Origin of the sequence: Solwaraspora sp. WMMB762 (assembly GCF_049179115.1) — a bacterium.
Lineage (GTDB): Bacteria > Actinomycetota > Actinomycetes > Mycobacteriales > Micromonosporaceae > Micromonospora_E.
The window spans coordinates 5910247-5928094 of the sequence record NZ_JBMHMD010000001.1 but is presented as its reverse complement, the minus strand read 5'-3'; the positions used below and the strand labels follow the sequence as shown (position 1 = coordinate 5928094).

The following is a 17848-nucleotide window of genomic DNA, read 5'->3' as shown; positions in this document are numbered from 1 at the left end:
TTACGTGGCGCAGTCAGGACGACTGCGACGGATCCGCGTCAGGACTGATTGACGTCAGGACGGCAGTCGCATCGTCGACATGAACGTGGGCAGCAGCCACGGCCGCCGACCGCCGACCGCCACCTTGCGGCCGAGCGCCGCCCGCAGCCGACCCACCCGGCCGAACAGCATCAGGTTGAACGTCGCCGGGTCGTAGCGCAGCCGCACGTCCGGCCTCGGGTCGACCGGCTCCAGCAGTACCCGGCCGTCGACCAGGGCCAGGGTGGTCGGGCCACCGGTACGCGGGTGGAAGGTCACCGAGATCCGCCCGGCGCGGACCGGCCGGTCGTGGTCGAGTAGCCGGCCGTAGCCGCAGCGGGTGACTCCGGCCAGGAAAACGTCGACGAACAGCGCCGCCTGGTGCGGGTCGGTGTGCCAGCGTCCGCCGACCGACCGGGCGATGTCCCAGGCGTGGATGTTCATCTCGTTGAGCAGATGGGAGTAAAGGCCGGCGACCGGCAGCTGCGCGGCGCCGAGCCAGCTCACCTCGTGATCCGGGTCGGCCGTGTCGGCCAGCCGGGTCAGCTCCGCGACGTCGGCGCGCAACCGGGCCGACAACGCCGGCACGTCGCGCTCGGTGAACTGTGCCAGCACCCGCCGGTTCATCTCGGCGACGGTGTCGACCGTCGTCGTCGCCCGCAGCTCGTTGATCTCGGGCACCGGCAGGTTCGGGACGCCGCCGGTGATCAGCGCGATGTCCATCGCGGTGATGGTGGCCAGATGCGCCATCGTGTCGGCGAGGCTCCAGTCGGCGGTCACCGGATGGTCGGCCGGCAGTCCGTCCACCAGGGTGAGCAGCCGTCGCGACACGTCCGGGGCGGAGGTGGCGGCGCACCGCCACTGATCCGAGGTGACCGACATGACTTCATTCTGGGTTTCCCCGCTGTCGCGAAGTTGTCGTGGATTGCCGTCTTGGGCGTCATCCGCATCGACCGGCACGGCAGTGGGGCAAGATCTGAGAGGACACCACCTCCCGCCGCACAAATGATCAACGCATGACTATATCCAGGAGTGGATCTCCACAGCCCCAGACCATCCAACCGGCGTCCGGCTATCCGGCCGCGGCCTCCCGGACCCGGATCGCGCTGATCGGCGCCGCTGCCGGGGTGCTGCTCGCGGTGCTCTGGTCGTACGAGTTCGTCGACCACGTGATCGGTGACAACGTCGCGAACGCGCTGCTCGGCCACGACGCCAAGGCGACCGCGATCGGCGGCACCGTCGCCGGTCTGGTGTTCGCGTTCGTCACCGGGCTGGCCGGCACCTTCACCGCCTGCAACGTCGCGATGGCCGCGTCGATCGGGCCGATGAGCCAGGCCAGCGGCAGCGCGGCCACCCGGGCCGGCCTGCGCAGCCTGCTGCGGCCGATCGGCTGGCTCACCCTCGGCATGGTCGCTGTCGCCGGGGCGTACGGCTTCGTCGGCGTGCTGATCGGCGACCGGCTGCCGCAGCTGTCCACCGGCTCGGTCGGCGGGCTGCCGGTACGCCTGGTCCAGTCGATGGTGGTCTTCGGGCTGATCGGGCTCGCCTTCGCCTACCTCGGGCTGGCGGCGCTCGGCGTACTGCCGGACCCGTTCGCCCGCCGCCCGGTGGCCCGGGTGGTCACCCTGGGCGCGCTCGTCGGCGGGTTCCTGATCGGCCGGCCGTACCCGCTGTTCAACAAGCTGTTCATCTGGGCGGTCGACAGCGGCAACCCGCTGTACGGAGCCGGTGCGTTCGTTCTGCAGTCGCTGGGCAACATCGTCATCGTGTCGGCGGTGTTCGCGCTGCTGGTCGTGGTCACCCGGGGCGGGCTGATCCGTTGGCTGGCCACCGATCCGGCCCGCACCGCCGCGGTCACCGGCGGGCTGCTGATCGCGCTCGGTGTCTTCATGGTCGTCTACTGGGACGTGCGGCTGCCGGCGATGTTCGACTACGGCTGGTTCCCCACCATGCCGTACAACAGCCGCTGACCTGCCTGCGGCCGCGGTGACCGGTTGACGTGTGCGCAGGGTCAACCGCCGTATCCGTTGGCGACCACCTGCTTTGCCCGCTCGGCGTAGACCCCCGGGTCGGCCGGCAGCACCGTACCGAGTCCGTCCACGTAGCGGTTGAACATGCAGAACGCCGCCGCGATCAGCACCGTGTCGTGGACCTCCAGGTCGGTGGCGCCGGCCGCCCGGGCGGCGTCGACCAGCGCGGCGTCGACCTGCCGGCCGCCACGCGCGACGGCTCCGGCGATCTTCAGCAGCGCGCGCAGCTTCGGCGTGACGGCGGCGCCGTCGACGTCCGCCTGCACCGCCTGCACCACGGGCATCCCACCGTCGAGTTGCGCGGCGGCGAACGCCGAATGCGAGGCGGAGCAGAACGAGCATTCGTTGCGCTGCGACACGTACGCGGCGATCAGCTCACGCTCGCCCGGGCTCAGTGTCGGGTGCGGCGCGTGCAGCAGCACCTCGGCGAGCGCGCCGAGCGGGGCGGCGGTCTCCGGCCGGTACCGGAACAGGCCGGTGATCCCCGGGTGTTCCGTCTCGTCCAGACCAAGATCGATATGTGCCATCCGGCGGCCTCCTGAGGCGGTCGTCCGCCGTCGGTCGGCGGCACGGTCCCAACGGGATGATGCCGCAACTTCGACCGACGAGGTTCTTCCAAAGTGCCCCGACTGTCGCCCGGCGGCCACACCATCCAACTTGGGCACGGACAGCGACGAGGTGGGCACGCTGGCGGATGACGCCGGCCATCAGCCGGTGCCACGATCGCCGCATGGCTGACTTGGACAAGCTCCGACGCGCTGCGGGGGACCAGGCGACGGAAATGGTACGGCGACTCGGCACACTGGTGGCCGCCGAGTCCCCGCCCGGCGCGGTACGGCTGCTGCGTGACTGCGCCGACCTGCTCGACACCTGGGGCAGCGAGGTGCTCGGCCGACCGGCCCGCCGGATCGTCCGCGACGGACTGCCGCATCTGCTCTGGCCGGCGGTCGATCAGCGGATCCTGCTGCTCGGCCACTACGACACGGTCTGGCCGGCGGGCACCGTCACCGACTGGCCGTTCACCGTGTCCGGCCCGATCGCCACCGGGCCGGGCGTGTGCGACATGAAGGGCGGGATCGTGCAGCTGCTCGGCGCGCTCGCGCTGCTGCCCGATCCGTCCCGGGTCGGGCTGCTGCTGACCTGCGACGAGGAGAGCGGGTCGCCGACCTCCCGGCAGCTGATCGAGCAGCAGGCCGGCCGGTCCGGAGCGGTGCTCGTCGGCGAGCCGAGCAGCGAGGACGGTGGGCTCAAGGTCGCCCGCAAGGGCGGCTCCGTCTACCGGATCACCGTCCGTGGCCGGGCCGCGCACGCGGGCGTGGAGCCGCACCGCGGGGTCAACGCGGCGGTCGAGCTGGCCCACCAGGTGCTCGCGGTACGGTCGTTGGCCGCCGACGGCACCACGGTCACACCCACCGTGCTGCACGGCGGCGCGATGACCAACCAGGTGCCGGAGTCCGCCGAGTTCAGTGTCGACGTACGGGCCTGGACCCGCGACGAACTGCACCGGGTGGACCGGATGATCCGGGCGTTGCCGGCGCGGCTGGCCGAGGCCACGCTCGACGTCGACGGCGGGGTGAACCGGTACCCGCTGCCCGAGTCGGTGGCGGTGCCGCTGCTGGAGGTGGCCCAGCGGGTCGGCCGGCGGATGGGGCTGCCGCCATTGGTCGGGGTACGCGCGCCGGGCGCGTCCGACGCGAACTTCACCGGCTCGATGGGCATACCTACGCTGGACGGACTGGGGGTGGTCGGCGGCGGGTCGCACGCCCGTAGCGAATGGGCGGACCTGTCACAGATGTCGGACAGGACGGCATTGCTGGCTGCCATGATGATCGACATTCTGGACGATCATCGGCTTAGTGCACTCTCGACGGCGCGGGACCACGCGCCGACCGGTTAGGCTCCGGACGGCCCGGGATCGCGGCCGACGTCGAGCCAGCCGTGGAGGTCTCCGCCGCCATGAGTCCGACCAACCGCCAGCCGGACATCGCCCCGCGGTTCGGGGTGGAAGAGGAGTTCCTCGTCGTCGACCCGGTCACCCGGGCTCCGGTGCCGCGCGCCGCCGAGGTCGTCGCCGGCGCCGCGTCCCGGTTGCCCGGACGGGTGGCCGGCGAGATCACCCCGCTGCAGGTGGAGACCCGTACCGAGCCGTGCGTCGGGCACACCGAGCTGGCGGCGCAGCTGGCCGAGGCCCGCAAGGTCGCTGGCGGGTGCGCCCGGGAGCGCGGACTGCGGCTGGTGGCCACCGGCTCGGCCGCCGTCGCCGGGCCGGTGCCGCCGCCGATCACCACCGGGCCACGGCAGGACCGGGGCATCGAGACGTTCCGCGGCCTGCACGACGAACTGGCTATCTGCGCGCTGCATGTGCACGTGGAGATGCCCGACCGGGAACGGGCGGTGCAGGTCGGCAACCATCTGCGGCCGTACCTGCCGGTGCTGCTGACCCTCACGGCGAACTCGCCGTTCTGGGACAACCGGGACTCCGGCTACGCCAGCTGGCGGACGATGACCTGGCCGCGTTGGCCGGTGGCCGGTCCGCCGCCCCGGTTCGACTCGGCCGCGCACTACGACCGGGTGGTCGACTCGCTGCTGGCCGCCGGTGCGTTGGTCGACCGGGGCACGATCTTCTGGGACGTCCGCCCGTCCGAGCACAGCCCGACCGTGGAGGTCCGGGTCGCCGACGCCGCGCTCACCGTCGAGGAGACCGCGCTGTACGCGGCCGTGGTCCGCGCCCTGGTGACCCGGCTGTCGGCGCTGGTCGAGCAGGGTGTGCCCGCGCCCGACGTACCGGACGAGCTGCTGCGGGTGGCGTACTGGCGGGCGGCGCGCGACGGGTTGGACGGCGCCGGCCTGGATCCGGCCACCGGCCGGCTCCGGCCGGCCGCCGACCTGGTCGGTGACCTGGTCGCGGCGGTGGAGGGCCAGCTACGGGCCCAACGCGCCCACCGGATGGTGGTCGACGGGGTGGACCGGCTGCTGGCCGACGGCACCGGCGCGCGACGGCAGCGGCTGGCCGCGCAACGACCGGGCGGGCTGGCCGCCGTGGTCGACTACCTCGCCGAGCGCACGTCCAGCTGACGCACGCACGCGCGACCGGGCCGGCGACAGCGACGGCGGCAGCGACGGCGGCAGCGACAACGGCAATCGGTGGCAACTATCGGGGCCCACGGTGGGTGATCCTTGAAGGACAGCCCGACCGGCCCTGGAGGTCCCCGTGCAGAACGTCGCGACGGTCCCGTTCCATCTCGACCGGCTCGACCCGGCCGCGATGGGTTCCACCGCCCGCCGGTTCGCCGACCAGATGGCCAGCCGCCGTTCGGTGCGGCACTTCGCGCCCGACCCGGTGCCGCTTGAGGTCATCGAGGAGGCGGTACGCGCGGCGGCCTGCTCGCCCAGCGGGGCGAACCTGCAGCCGTGGCGGTTCGTCGTGGTCACCGACCCGCAGCGCAAACGCCGGCTACGTCAGGCCGCCGAGGCGGAGGAGCTGGAGTTCTATACCCGGCGGGCGTCCGCCGAGTGGCTGCGGGCGGTGGCCCCGATGGGCACCGACTGGCAGAAGCCGTTCCTGGAGACCGCCCCGGTGGTCATCGTGGTGTTCGAGGTGCACCGGGGCCCCAACTCACCCAAGCCGTACTACGTCAAGGAGTCGGTCGGCATCGCCACCGGGGTGCTGATCACCGCGCTGCACCTGGCCGGGTTGGCCACCCTCACCCACACGCCCAGCCCGATGAAGTTCCTCAACGAGATCTGCGACCGCCCCGCCGAGGAACGGGCCTGCGTGGTGATGCCGGTCGGCTACCCGGCGGCCGGGGTGACCGTGCCGCAGCTGACCCGCAAGCCGCTGTCCGAGGTCCTGGTCCACCGGTAGCCGGCAGCGACGCCGGCTCCCTGGTGGCGGGATGGCAGCTTCCCTGGTGTCAGCGGTGCAGGTCGGCGGCGAAGAACCGGAGAAGCGGCTGGACGTGCCGGTCCGGTCGACGCCACTCGGCCAGCAGGTCCTCCAGCAGGTGCAGCTCCTCGACGAGTTCACCGCCCCGGTAGCGGCGCACCACCGGGTGGATGAAGGCGCTCTCCGACGCCCGGTCGGGCTGCGGATGGCGTTCGATCGAGAAGACGTCCGGGTAGTCGTCCCGCCCCCACCGCAGCCCGAACGTGTAGTAGTGGCTCTCGCTGCCGAATCGGCGTACCGCGTAGTCCTCCGGCAGGTCGTGGTAGTGCCGGACGTGACCGGTGGCCTGGTCGACGACCAGGGCGTCGACCAGGAACTCGAACTGGGTCCACAGCGCCGAGCTCCAGTTGACCCGGTCGAGCACCGCCCGGGTCAACGAGTCGGCGTCGGCGGAGACCTTGTCGAAGTCAAGCGGCGCCGCCTCGTACCGCTCGCGCAGCAACGCGGTCAGGGTCCGCAGGTTGTACCGGAACCCGTCGATGAACGCCGAGGAGGCCTTCTTGAAGTCGCGGTCCTGGGCCAGGGTGCCTGCGAAGTAGAGCCCGTCGACGTCGACCGACTGCCAGTCCGGGTCGGTGGCCGGCATCCGGCCACTGGGGACCAGCTTCGGCCGCGCGCTGTCACCGAAGATCGAGGTGTCCATGGCGAAGCCGGTGCAGCGCAGCACCGATTCGTACTCCATCACCGCGGTCTCGCCGTCGGCGTGGGTGTAGGTGAGGTGCACCTCGTACCGGTCGCCGACCGGGCGGATCTCGTCGATGACGCAGTCCAGCACCGAGTGCAGGGTCTTGAACTGGTAACTGTCCAGCACCGCGCCGTGGTGGCCGCGTACGTCCCCGGGGTGTTTGGTGTTCCAGGCCAGCCGCATCGGCCGCGGGCTGGCCAGGTGCACCATGGCGGCGTGGCCGAGGATCGCCGAGGCGGTCTCGAACGCGGAGTTGCCCTTGCCGAGGATCAGCACCCGGTGGCCGGCGTAGTCCGCCGCGTCGGTGCTCATCGCCTCGTAGCCGACCGCGTGTTCGATGCCGGGCACGTCGGGGATGTTCGGTCGGCCCCAGCCGGTGGCCACGACCAGGCACTCGCAGCTGTACGTCTGGTCGCCGGCAAACACCAGGAAGCCCTTGTCGGTCTTCTCGACCCGGTCGACGCCGACCCCGTACCGGATGGCCAGCCGGTGGTGCCGGGCGAAGTCGGCCAGGTAGCGGACCAGGTCGTCGGCGCTCGGGTAGTACTCCCGGCTGTAGTCGGAGAAGGGCAGCTCGAACGGCTCGTGCAGCAGCGAGTTCCAGTCCCAGCGGAGTCGGATCTCCGGGTCGGTGCTGACGGTGTGCACCTTGTTCAGCGAGATCAGGCCGCGGTGTCTGGGGAACCGCCGGAAGAACTCCCCGGGAGCGTCGGACCGCTCCAGCGTGAGGTAGTCGCTGCCGGCCTGCTGCAGGTAGTAGCTGAGCTGCAAGCCGGCCGGGCCGGCGCCGACGATCAGATACCGATGGTGGATGGTCGCGGGCGACGCGTCGGTCATGGATCTCTCCCCGGTCGGAATATCCATGACTTTTAATGATAAATGAGAATAAGTCAATCGGTCGTACGGATCATCGACGACCGTCCGAGGGGCGGTTGCGCGGCCCCGCCGGGGATCCCGGTCGCCGGGCCACGGTGGACGACCCGGGGCACCCGGATACCCAGCCGTGGTGGACGGGCCGGGCGCCCGGGATCGCCGCTGCGGCCGAGGTCAGGCCGCCTGGGTCGCCGGTTCGCGCCGGCCACTGACCTTCGCCGGCGGCATCGGGCCGCCCTTCGCGGTGCCGGACATCTCGTCACCGTCGACGACCACGTCGAACACCAGGTTCATCCGGATCGGCTTGGTGATCGACTGGAACCAGGACAACCGGTCGCCGGCCAGCTGCAGGTCCTGCAGTACCAACTCCTCCTTCTCCCCACGGGAGATCCCCTGCAGCGCACCGTCCTTGGTGAACAATTCGAGCACGGTGTGCCGGGTACCCAGCGGGGTGGCCACGGCGACCTTCCAGAATCCCTCGACAGACACGACGGCTCCTTCTCTGCGCGGTGAGCCGGACAGCCGACCGCAATACGACGTGCGCGGTGTCCGGATGACGCGTCATGCGACACCTCACTCAGGCTAGCCAGCTCCCGCCGCCGAGGGTTTCGCAATATTGCCGTCTTTCCGTCCGATCGGATCGGCGACGGATTGTGACAGATCCCGGGAATGCAGCGAATCATCGGAGGCAATGTGAAAGAAGCGCTCCGCCGTACGGCCGTCGGACGATGATCCCGGTGGCCGACCGTGCCGTGCGGCCTCCCCATCTCCACCCACCCTCGGCTTCAGGAGGATCCCCGGCGAGCCGGGAGCCACAAGGGCTCCCGTTCACCGCACGCCATTTCCGGAAATTCATCGGATCGGCGTTGCGGCAACGACGTCCGCCCTGTCAACTCCGTCGGCCTGGACAACAGCCGATGGTTCCCGCAGTAAGGAGACCAGACCGTGCTGGGTCAACGCCTGCGCTCGATCAGCCCCGGAATAGCGGCGATTTTACTCCTCGCCGTGATGTTCTTCGTCATCGACGCTCGCGTGTCGGTGGCCGGCGCTGACGAGGTTGCCCAAAAGTACCGGTTCACCGAGCTTGAGATCGACTATCCGGAGGGTTACGACCAACTACCTAAACGGAACATCCGTGAGGTCAACGAGTCGTACCACAAGATCCGGTCCTGGATCTCCTCGGTGGGCGCGAGCATCGCCGTCAACGACCTGACCGGCCACGGGGTGGCCAACAGCCTGTGCTTCGTCGACGTGCGGACCAACGAGGTGGTGGTCACCTACGCGCCGACCGCACCGGCCGCCGACCGGTTCGAGCCGTTCCTGCTCGACCCGGCCCCGCTGCCGATCGACCACACGATGGCACCGATGGGCTGCGTACCGGGTGACTACAACCTGGACGGCCGGATGGACATCATGGTGACCTACTGGGGTCGGGTGCCGATCCTGTTCCTGCGCAAGGCCGGCACCGAGCTGCCCGCCAACGAGGCGTACCACCGGCAGGAGATCCTGCCGCAGGACTCGCCGGACGGCCGCTACCACGGTCCTAAGTGGCACACCAACGCCGCCACGGTCAACGACTTCGACGGCGACGGCAAGCCGGATGTGGTGATCGGCAACTACTTCCCCGAGTCCGACGTGCTCGACCCGGACGGCCAGGACAACGTCGAGATGAACGACTCACTCTCCACCGCCACCAACGGCGGCGGGCTGCAGGTGCTGCGCTGGCACGCGGCGACCGCCGGCGAGACGCCGTCGGTGACGTTCGTGCCGGAGCGGGGCGCGGTCCCGTTCGCCAAGAGCACCGGCTGGACCCTGGCGCTCGGCTCTGCCGACCTGACCGGTCGCGGCCTGCCGGACATGTACGTGGCGAACGACTTCACCTTCGACGCCCTGCTGCACAACGTCTCCCGCCCCGGTCGGATCAAGTTCGAGGCGGTCTACGGCGAGCGCAGCCACGGTACACCGAAGTCGTTCCAACTGGGCAAGGACTCGTTCAAGGGGATGGGCGTCGACTTCGGCGACCTGAACGCCAACGGCAGCTTCGACATGGTGGTCTCCAACATCACCACCGCCTGGGGGCTGGAGGAGAGCAACTTCGTCTGGGTGAACCAGGCCGGCTCCGAGGAGGAGGCTCTGCAGAGCCTCTCCACCGGTACCGCGCCGTTCATCCAGCAGGCCCGGCCGCTCGGCATGGCCTGGAGCGGCTGGGGCTGGGACGTGAAGTTCGCCGACTTCCGCAACGACGGCGACCTGGAGGTCGTGCAGACGCTCGGCTTCGTCAAGGGCGACATCGACCGGTGGCCGTGGCTGCAGGAGATGGCGATGTCCAACGACAACCTGCTGTCCAACCCGGCGATGTGGCCGAACATGCAGCCCGGCGACGACATCGCCGGTGACCAGCCGCTCGCCTTCTTCGCCCGGACCGACAGCGGCGAGTTCACCAACATCACCGAGCAGCTCGGCCTGGACGTGCCGATCCCGACCCGCGGCATCGCCACCGCCGACACCCGGGCGACCGGCGCGCTCGACCTGGCCGTGGCCCGGCAGTGGGCCGCCCCGGCGTTCTACACCAACGAGGCACCGGACCTCGGCGACTACCTCAACCTGCGGCTGTACCGGCCGACGCTGGACGGCACCGACGCCGACCTGCCCGGTACGCCGGCCTACGGCGCCACCGTCACGGTCACCACCGCAGACGGACGCCGGCAGGTCTCCCAGCTCGACGGCGGCAGCGGCCACGGCGGCAAGCGCAGCTTCGAGGTCCACCTCGGGCTCGGCGACGCCACCGGCCCGGTCACCGTCGACCTGCGCTGGCGCGACCTCGACGGCGATCTGCACAGCACCACCCAGCAGCTGTCGGCCGGCACGCACACCCTCGTGCTGACCGACCGTGTCCAGGAGGTTCCGAACCGATGACCACGACCGCCGAACGCCAACAGACCGTCGGCACGACGACGGCCCCCGCCGGCCCACCAGCGCCGGCGGCGAAGGAGCCGGACCGCCGCTACCTGGCGCTGCGCAACTTCGCCATCTCGATGACCGTGTTCAACATCCTCGGGTACACCGTCCTGGGCTTCGAGCAGCCGTGGCTGTGGCCGATCCTGGCGGTGCTGGTGGGCTACGCCACCGACCTGGTCTTCGAGACCTTCAGCGCCCGGATGCAGCAGCGGGCACCCCGGTACGCCGGGCGCGGCGGACGCGGCCTGTACGAGTTCCTGCTGCCCGCCCACATCACCGCGCTGGCCTGCAACATGCTGCTGTACGCCAACGACATGTTCCTGCCGATCGCCTTCGCGGTGATCGTCGGCGTCACCGGCAAGTATGTCTTCCAGGCCCCGGTGTACGGCCGGATGCGGCACTACATGAACCCGTCCAACCTGGGCATCACCGTGGCCCTGGTCTGCTTCGGCTCGTGGATCTCGATCGCCCCGCCGTACCAGTTCACCGAGGGTGCCAACACCTTCTTCCGGATCATGATCCCGATCATCATCGTCACCGCCGGTACGGTGATCAACGCCATGCTGACCCGCAAGGTGGCATTGATCGTCGGCTGGCTGGGCGGCTTCGCCATCCAGGCGCTGCTGCGGCACTGGATCTGGGACGTGGCGCTGTTCTCCGCGCTCGGCGTGATGGCCGGGGTGGCGTTCGTGCTGTTCACCAACTACATGATCACCGACCCGGGGACCACCCCGGTCAAGCCGATCCACCAGTTCATGTTCGGGTCGTCGGTGGCCATGGTCTACGGCGTACTGATGCTGTTCAACGTCGTCTACACGCTGTTCTTCGCCGTCGTCGTGGTCTGCGGCGCCCGCGGCATCTACTGGTGGATGGTTCACCTGCGCAAGCGCGCCCAGCAGCAGGCGGCGGTGGCACCCGCCCCCGCGCCGGTGGCCGGCGCGGCGGCGTGAGGAAAGGTATCTGATGACTGACCGTATCGCGGTGGTCGGGATCGCCTGCCGGTATCCCGACGCCGACTCCCCCAACCAACTGTGGGAGAACGTACTCACCGGCCGCCGGGCCTTCCGCCGGCTGCCGGACGAGCGGATGAACCACGAGGACTACTACTCCCCCGACCCGGCCGCTCCGGACCGGTTCTACTCGGCCAAGGCGGCGGTGCTGGAGGGGTTCGAGTTCGACCGGGTCAAGTACCGGATCGCCGGCAGCACGTTCCGGTCCACCGACATGACCCACTGGCTGGCGCTGGACACCGTCGCCCGGGCGCTGGCCGACGCCGGCTTCGCCGACGGTGAAGGGCTGCCGGCGGCCAGCACCGGCGTGGTCATCGGCAACACCCTGACCGGTGAGTTCAGCCGGGCGAACCTGCTGCGGCTGCGCTGGCCGTACGTGCGACGCACGGTCGGCGCAGCCCTGCGCGAGCAGGGCTGGGACGACACCGCGGTGACCGCCTTCCTGGACGACCTAGAGCCGCGCTACAAGGCGCCGTTCCCGCCGATCGACGAGGACACCCTCGCCGGTGGGCTGGCCAACACCATCGCCGGGCGGATCTGCAACCACTTCGACTTCAAGGGCGGCGGGTACACCGTCGACGGTGCCTGCTCGTCGTCGCTGCTGTCGGTGGCCACCGCCTGCAACGCGCTGAGCAACGGCGAACTGGACGCGGCGGTCGCCGGCGGGGTGGACCTGAGCATCGACCCGTTCGAGGTGATCGGGTTCGCCAAAACCGGCGCGCTGGCCACCGCCGAGATGCGGGTGTACGACCGCAACTCCAACGGCTTCTGGCCCGGTGAGGGCTGCGGCATGCTGGTGCTGATGCGCGACGAGGACGCCGTCGCCCGGGGTCTGCGTCGGCACGCGGTCATCGCCGGCTGGGGCTACTCCTCCGACGGCAAGGGCGGCATCACCCGGCCGGAGGCCAGCGGCCACCGGCTGGCCATCCGGCGGGCGTACCAGCGGGCCGGCTTCGGCATCGACTCGGTCGCCTACCTGGAGGGGCACGGCACCGGGACGGCCGTCGGCGACGCCACCGAGTTGCGCGCGTTCACCGAGGCCCGCCGGGAGGCGGCGCCGGAGGCCGAGCCGGCCGCGATCAGTACGGTCAAGGGCAACTTCGGCCACACCAAGGCCGCCGCCGGGGTGGCCGGCCTGCTCAAGGCGATCCTGGCGGTCCGCCAGCAGGTGATCCCGCCGGCCACCGGGCACGTCGAGACCCACCCGGAACTCGACGTCGAGCAGCCCGCGCTGCGGGTGCCGGACAGCGCCGAGCTGTGGCCGGCGGACAAGCCGATCCGGGCCGCGGTCTCGTCGATGGGCTTCGGCGGGATCAACGCCCACGTGGTGGTGGAGACCGCCGAGACCAGTCGGCGGACCCGGGTCGGCACCGCGACGACGGCGCTGGTGCGGTCCCGGCAGGACACCGAACTGCTGCTGTTCGACGCCCGGAGCCCACAGGAGCTCGGCGAACGGCTCGCCGGGCTGGCCCCGTGGGTGGCCCGGCTGTCCTACGCCGAGCTCGGCGACCTGGCCGCCGCGCTGGCCGGGCAGCTGGCCGGCCAGCCGGTCCGGGCCGCGGTGGTCGCCGGCTCCCCGGAGCAGGCCGCCGCCCGGCTCAGCCGGCTGGCAGAGGCGGTCGCCGCCGGCCAGCGTACGGTGATCGACGCCACCGACGGCGTGTTCCTCGGCGCCGCCGGCGGCAACCCGCGCATCGGGTACCTGTTCCCCGGGCAGGGTGCCGGCCGGCGGGCCGACGGTGGCGCACTGCGTCGCCGGTTCGCCGACGTCGACGCGCTGTACCGGACGTACCAGCCGCCGGCCGGCACCGACCTGGTGGCCACGGCGGTCGCCCAGCCACGGATCGTCACCGGATCGGTCGCCGGTCTGCGGGTGCTGTCCATGGTGGGCATCGAGGCCACCGGTGCCGCCGGACACAGCCTCGGTGAACTGACCGCGCTGCACTGGGCCGGGGCGATGGACGAGCCGACGCTGCTGGCCACGGCCGCCGCCCGGGGCCGGATCATGGCCGACGCCAGCGCCGGTGACGGCACCATGGCCAGCATCTCCGCCGCGCCCGAGGTGGTGCAGCCGCTGCTGGCCGGTACGGCGGCGGTGATCGCCGGCTACAACAGTCCGCAGCAGACCGTGGTCTCCGGCCCGGTCGCCGCGGTCGAGGAGGTCGGTGCCCGAGCCGAACGGCAGGGCCTGTTCTGGACCCGGATCGCCGTGTCGCACGCCTTCCACTCCGAGGCGGTCGCCCCGGCCGCGGTGGCGTTCGGCGAGCACCTGGCCGGTCAGTCGTTCACCCCGCTGGCCAGGTCGATGGTCTCCACCGTCACCGGTGAGCCGCTGCCGGCCGACACCGACGTCGTCGACCTGCTGCGCCGGCAGGTGCTCGACCCGGTGCGGTTCACCCAGGCGGTGAGCCGGCTGGCGCAGAGCAGTGACCTGCTGCTGGAGGTCGGTCCGGGCCGGATCCTGCGGGGCCTGGCCGGCGAGATCGCCCCGGACGTGCCGACGATCTCGCTGGAAACCGACAGCCTGTCGCTGTCCGGGCTGCTCAACGCCGTCGGGGCCGCGTACGCGCTGGGCGCTGCGATCGACCACGATGCGTTGTTTCAGGGCCGGTTCACCCGACCGCTGGAACCCGGTCGGCCGCTGCGCTTCCTCGTCAGCCCGGCCGAGTCGGCCCCGGCCGGCGACTTCGCCGTCGCCCGGCAGGCCGGAGCCGAGCCGGCCGATCACGCCCCGGGATCCGCGAACGGCTCCCGGGACCAGGCGGCGGGGCGCTCCGGTGCCGACAGTCTCGAGGTGCTCCGTCGGCTCGCCGCCGAACGGGCCGAGCTGCCGCTGGAGGCGGTACGCCCGGACAGCCGGCCCCTTGACGAGCTGCATCTGAGCTCGATCACCGTGGGCCAGATCGTCAACCAGGCGGCCCGCGAGCTCGACGTTCCGGCGCCGACGCTGACCTCCAGCTACGCCACCGCGACGGTGGCCGAGATCGCGCAGATCCTCGACGACGCCGCCGGTGCCGCACCGGCCGGCGACGACGCGGAGCCGGTCGTCGCCGGAGTGGCCCCCTGGGTCCGGGCGTTCGCCGTGGACCTGGTGCCGACCTCGCCTGCCCCGTCCGCCGGGTCGGGTGTCGACGGTGACTGGCAGGTCTTCACCGCCGGCCACAATCCGTTCGCCGAGCCGCTGGCGGCGGCGCTACGGACGGCCGGAGTGGGCGACGGGGTGCTGCTCTGTCTGCCCCGCGACGGTCAGCCTGAGCACGTCCCGGTGCTGCTGCGGGCCGCCCGCGCGGCGCTGTCCGCCGGCGGGCCGGTCCGGTTCGTCGCGGTCGGTGACCGGCGGTCCGCCGCCGGTCTGGCCAAGACGCTGCACCAGGAGCATCCGGAGATCGACACCACGGTGGTGCTGCTGCCGTTGCCGGAGCACCCGACAGACGGGGACGATCCAGCGGACCGTGACGAGGTGGTGCGCCGGCTCGTCGCCGACGTCGGTGCGACGACCGGGTTCAGCGAGGTCCACTACGACGCCACCGGTGAGCGGTACGAGCCGGTGCTGCGGCCGATCCAGCTGCCGCCCAACGGCGGCGCCGGGATCGGCCCGGACGACGTGCTGCTGGTCACCGGCGGAGGCAAGGGCATCACCGCCGAGTGCGCGTTGGCGCTGGGCCGGGACACCGGCACCGCCGTCGGTCTGCTCGGCCGCTCCGACCCGGCCGACGACGCCGAACTGGCCGCCAACCTGGACCGGTTGCGGGCCGCTGGTGTCCGGTTCCACTACGCCCGGGCCGACATCACCGCGGTGGACCAGGTGAAGGCGGCGGTGAACGCCGTCGAGCAGGCGCTCGGCCAGGTCACCGGGGTGCTGCACGGCGCCGGACGCAACGAACCGACACCGTTGGCCGCGCTCGACGAGGCCGCTTTCCGCCGTACCCTGGCTCCGAAGATCGACGGCCTGGACGCGGTGCTCGCCGCTACCGACCCGCAGGCGCTGCGGCTGCTGATCACCTTCGGCAGCATCATCGGTCGGGCCGGGCTGCGCGGTGAGGCGCACTATGCCACCGCCAACGACTGGATGACCGATCTGACCCGCAAGGTCGGCGAGGACCACCCGCACATCCGCTGCCTCGCCCTGGAGTGGTCGGTGTGGTCGGGTGCCGGTATGGGTGAACGGCTCGGGGTGCTGGAGTCGCTGACCCGCGACGGCATCGCCCCGATCCCGGTCGAGGACGGCATCGCGATCCTCAAGGAGGTGCTGGCCAGCCCGTCCGCGCCGCAGGCGATGGTGGTGATGAGCCGCTCCGACGGGCTGCCGACGGTCACCATGGAGCGGCGGGAGCTGCCGCTGCTGCGCTTCGTCGACCGGCCGCAGGTGCACTACCCGGGCGTCGAGCTGATCGTCGACGCCGACCTGACCGCCGACGACGACCTCTACCTGCCGGACCACCTGCTCGACGGGGACCTGCTGCTACCGGCGGTGCTCGGCATGGAGGCGATGGCCCAGGCGGCGCGGGCGCTGACCGGGCGGATCGAGACGCCGGTGCTGGAGAACGTCGAACTGCTCCGGCCGATCGTGGTACCGCCGGACGGCAGCAACACCATCCGGATCGCGGTGCTCGCCGCGCCGGACGGTGCCGTCGACGCGGTGGTCCGCAGCAGCGACACCGGGTTCGCGGCCGACCACTTCCGGGCCCGGCTGCGCTACGACCTGCCGGCCCGTCCCGAGGTACGGCCGGCGCCCGCAGCCACCGAGCTGCTGCCCATCGACCCGGCCAACGAGCTGTACGGGCCGGTGCTGTTCCAGGGGTCGCGGTTCCAGCGGCTGCAGGGCTATCTGGATCTGGCCGCCACCAGCTGCGTGGCGCGGGTGTCGAACCGGTCGGTGGCGCCGTGGTTCGCCCGGTTCCGGCCGGGTGAGCTGGTGCTCGGCGACCCCGGCACCCGGGACACGGTGATGCACGCCCTGCAGTGCTGCGTACCGGACGCCACGCTGCTGCCGGGGGCGATCGAACGGCTGCACCTGGCCGACGCGAAGGTCGCCGCCACCCTGGACGCCGTCACCATCCACGCGCTGGAGCGGTCCCGGGAGGGCGACACCTACCTGTACGACGTGGACGTCTGTGACCCGGACGGCAACCTCGTCGAGCGGTGGGTGGGGTTGCGGCTGCACGCCGTACGCAAACTGGACGGTTCCGGTCCGTGGCTGCCGGCGCTGGTCGGGCCCTACCTGGAGCGGCGGGTCGGCGCGTTCCTGCCGACCGACCTGCGGGTGGTGGTCCGCCCGGACGACCCGCAGGCGACCGAGGTGGCCGACCGGCGGGAGCAGACCCGCAAGGCGGTCAGCTGGGCGCTGGGCGGCGACACGCAGGTGCGCTACCGCCCGGACGGAAAACCGGAGGTCACCGGCGGGCCGCAGATCTCGGCGTCGCACGGCGCCGGGGTGACCGTGGCGGTCACCGGCCCGGCGGCGGTCGGCTGCGACGTCGAGGTGGCCGCCGGCCGCACCGACGAGGAGTGGGCCGACCTGCTCGGCGCGGAGAACCTGGCGCTGGCCAGGCTGGTCGCCCGGGAGCACGGCGAAGAGTTGTCGGTGTCGGCGACCCGGGTGTGGGGCGCCATCGAGTGTCTGCGCAAGAACGGCCACGCGCGGGTCGACCTGGCCGCCGAGCCGAACGCACCGGCCGGCTGGGTGGCGTTGCGGTCCGGAACCACCCGGATCGTCACCTTCACCACCGCGCTGCAGGGCGTCGACGACCCGGTGGTCTTCGCGATGTCCGCCGACGGAGGCAGGTGAGTCATGGAGTCCTACTACGAGTACCGGCACCTGGTGGGTTTCGAGGAAACCAACCTGGTGGGCAACGTCTACTACGTCAACTATCTGCGCTGGCAGGGCCGGTGCCGGGAGATGTTCCTCCGGGACCGCGCGCCGGAGGTGCTGGCCGACATCCGCGACGATCTCAAGCTGTTCACCCTCAAGTGCGAGTGTGAGTTCTTCGCCGAGATCAGCGCCTTCGACGAACTGTCGATCCGGATGCGGTTGGAGGATCTGACCCAGACCCAGATCGGCTTCGCGTTCGACTACGTCCGGCTGCGGGACGGCTTCGAGGAGCTGGTCGCCCGCGGCCGGCAGCGGATCGCGTGTATGCGCGGGCCGAACACCGACACCCGCCCGGCCCGGGTGCCGGATCCGCTGCGGATCGCGCTGTCGCACTACGCCGTCGCCGGTGGCAACGGTAACGGCAACGGGCAGCGCCGGGTGCTCGAAGACGTCAGGGAGGGCTGACCGTGGCTACCGACAAGCAGACCGTGCCGGGCGTCGCAACGGCCGGTTCCA

12 protein-coding genes are annotated in these 17848 nt (G+C 71.4%); 8 read left to right on the top strand and 4 right to left on the bottom strand.

The genetic code is table 11. The features are described from left to right. Positions 1 to 54: 54 nt before the first annotated feature. A complete protein-coding gene (locus ACN27J_RS26580) occupies positions 55 to 900 on the bottom strand; it encodes a maleylpyruvate isomerase N-terminal domain-containing protein (protein ID WP_421370380.1) in 846 nt (281 codons plus the stop codon). 134 nt (positions 901 to 1034) lie between these two features. On the opposite strand from ACN27J_RS26580, the gene ACN27J_RS26575 reads away from it, so the two are divergent. After that, positions 1035 to 1988, top strand: coding sequence for a hypothetical protein (locus ACN27J_RS26575; RefSeq protein WP_421370378.1), 954 nt, complete (start codon positions 1035 to 1037; stop codon positions 1986 to 1988). Positions 1989 to 2029: 41 nt separating this feature from the next. On the opposite strand, the gene ACN27J_RS26570 is transcribed toward ACN27J_RS26575, so the two are convergent. Further along, positions 2030 to 2575, bottom strand: a complete 546-nt coding sequence (locus ACN27J_RS26570; protein ID WP_421370376.1) for a carboxymuconolactone decarboxylase family protein — start codon at positions 2573 to 2575, stop codon at positions 2030 to 2032. A gap of 203 nt (positions 2576 to 2778) precedes the next feature. Between ACN27J_RS26570 and ACN27J_RS26565 the strand changes: the two genes are divergently transcribed. From ACN27J_RS26565 to ACN27J_RS26555, 3 genes are all read left to right on the top strand, one after another. Beyond that, entirely contained in the window at positions 2779 to 3945 is a 1167-nt protein-coding gene (locus ACN27J_RS26565; RefSeq protein WP_421370374.1) for a M20/M25/M40 family metallo-hydrolase, read from the top strand. A gap of 59 nt (positions 3946 to 4004) precedes the next feature. Further along, a complete protein-coding gene (locus ACN27J_RS26560) occupies positions 4005 to 5123 on the top strand; it encodes a carboxylate-amine ligase (protein WP_421370372.1) in 1119 nt (372 codons plus the stop codon). 190 nt (positions 5124 to 5313) lie between these two features. Continuing rightward, complete coding sequence (locus ACN27J_RS26555) at positions 5314 to 5913, top strand: nitroreductase family protein (protein WP_278174795.1); 600 nt, start codon at positions 5314 to 5316, stop codon at positions 5911 to 5913. A 49-nt stretch (positions 5914 to 5962) separates the two neighbouring features. On the opposite strand, the gene ACN27J_RS26550 is transcribed toward ACN27J_RS26555, so the two are convergent. Both ACN27J_RS26550 and ACN27J_RS26545 read right to left on the bottom strand, forming a co-directional pair. Continuing rightward, positions 5963 to 7516 (bottom strand): NAD(P)-binding domain-containing protein, encoded by a 1554-nt coding sequence (locus ACN27J_RS26550; RefSeq protein ID WP_421370370.1) that lies wholly within the window; start codon positions 7514 to 7516, stop codon positions 5963 to 5965. Positions 7517 to 7726: 210 nt separating this feature from the next. After that, positions 7727 to 8041, bottom strand: a complete 315-nt coding sequence (locus tag ACN27J_RS26545) for a hypothetical protein (RefSeq protein WP_278174094.1) — start codon at positions 8039 to 8041, stop codon at positions 7727 to 7729. 519 nt (positions 8042 to 8560) lie between these two features. Between ACN27J_RS26545 and ACN27J_RS26540 the strand changes: the two genes are divergently transcribed. The 4 genes from ACN27J_RS26540 to ACN27J_RS26525 are packed head-to-tail and all read left to right on the top strand — an operon-like array spanning position 8561 to position 17797. Then, positions 8561 to 10468, top strand: a complete 1908-nt coding sequence (locus ACN27J_RS26540; RefSeq protein ID WP_421372494.1) for a CRTAC1 family protein — start codon at positions 8561 to 8563, stop codon at positions 10466 to 10468. Then, positions 10465 to 11460, top strand: a complete 996-nt coding sequence (locus ACN27J_RS26535; protein ID WP_421370368.1) for an enediyne biosynthesis protein — start codon at positions 10465 to 10467, stop codon at positions 11458 to 11460. The genes ACN27J_RS26540 and ACN27J_RS26535 overlap by 4 nt, the downstream gene beginning before the upstream one ends. Positions 11461 to 11473: 13 nt before the next feature. Beyond that, the gene (locus ACN27J_RS26530; RefSeq protein WP_421370366.1) at positions 11474 to 17308 is read left to right on the top strand and encodes an SDR family NAD(P)-dependent oxidoreductase; all 5835 of its coding nucleotides are present in this window, start codon (positions 11474 to 11476) and stop codon (positions 17306 to 17308) included. A 3-nt stretch (positions 17309 to 17311) separates the two neighbouring features. Further along, positions 17312 to 17797, top strand: a complete 486-nt coding sequence (locus ACN27J_RS26525) for an acyl-CoA thioesterase (RefSeq protein ID WP_421370365.1) — start codon at positions 17312 to 17314, stop codon at positions 17795 to 17797. The last annotated feature ends 51 nt before the right edge of the window (positions 17798 to 17848 follow it).

Bases quoted from the DNA above. Each gene is read 5' to 3' on its own strand.
- ACN27J_RS26535 (WP_421370368.1), top strand. From the start codon at position 10,465: ATGACCACGACCGCCGAACGCCAACAGACCGTCGGCACGACGACGGCC.
- ACN27J_RS26540 (WP_421372494.1), top strand. From the start codon at position 8,561: ATGTTCTTCGTCATCGACGCTCGCGTGTCGGTGGCCGGCGCTGACGAG.
- ACN27J_RS26565 (WP_421370374.1), top strand. From the start codon at position 2,779: ATGGCTGACTTGGACAAGCTCCGACGCGCTGCGGGGGACCAGGCGACG.
- ACN27J_RS26560 (WP_421370372.1), top strand. From the start codon at position 4,005: ATGAGTCCGACCAACCGCCAGCCGGACATCGCCCCGCGGTTCGGGGTG.
- ACN27J_RS26550 (WP_421370370.1), bottom strand. From the start codon at position 7,516: ATGACCGACGCGTCGCCCGCGACCATCCACCATCGGTATCTGATCGTC.
- ACN27J_RS26530 (WP_421370366.1), top strand. From the start codon at position 11,474: ATGACTGACCGTATCGCGGTGGTCGGGATCGCCTGCCGGTATCCCGAC.
- ACN27J_RS26580 (WP_421370380.1), bottom strand. From the start codon at position 900: ATGTCGGTCACCTCGGATCAGTGGCGGTGCGCCGCCACCTCCGCCCCG.
- ACN27J_RS26525 (WP_421370365.1), top strand. From the start codon at position 17,312: ATGGAGTCCTACTACGAGTACCGGCACCTGGTGGGTTTCGAGGAAACC.
- ACN27J_RS26555 (WP_278174795.1), top strand. From the start codon at position 5,314: ATGGGTTCCACCGCCCGCCGGTTCGCCGACCAGATGGCCAGCCGCCGT.
- ACN27J_RS26575 (WP_421370378.1), top strand. From the start codon at position 1,035: ATGACTATATCCAGGAGTGGATCTCCACAGCCCCAGACCATCCAACCG.
- ACN27J_RS26570 (WP_421370376.1), bottom strand. From the start codon at position 2,575: ATGGCACATATCGATCTTGGTCTGGACGAGACGGAACACCCGGGGATC.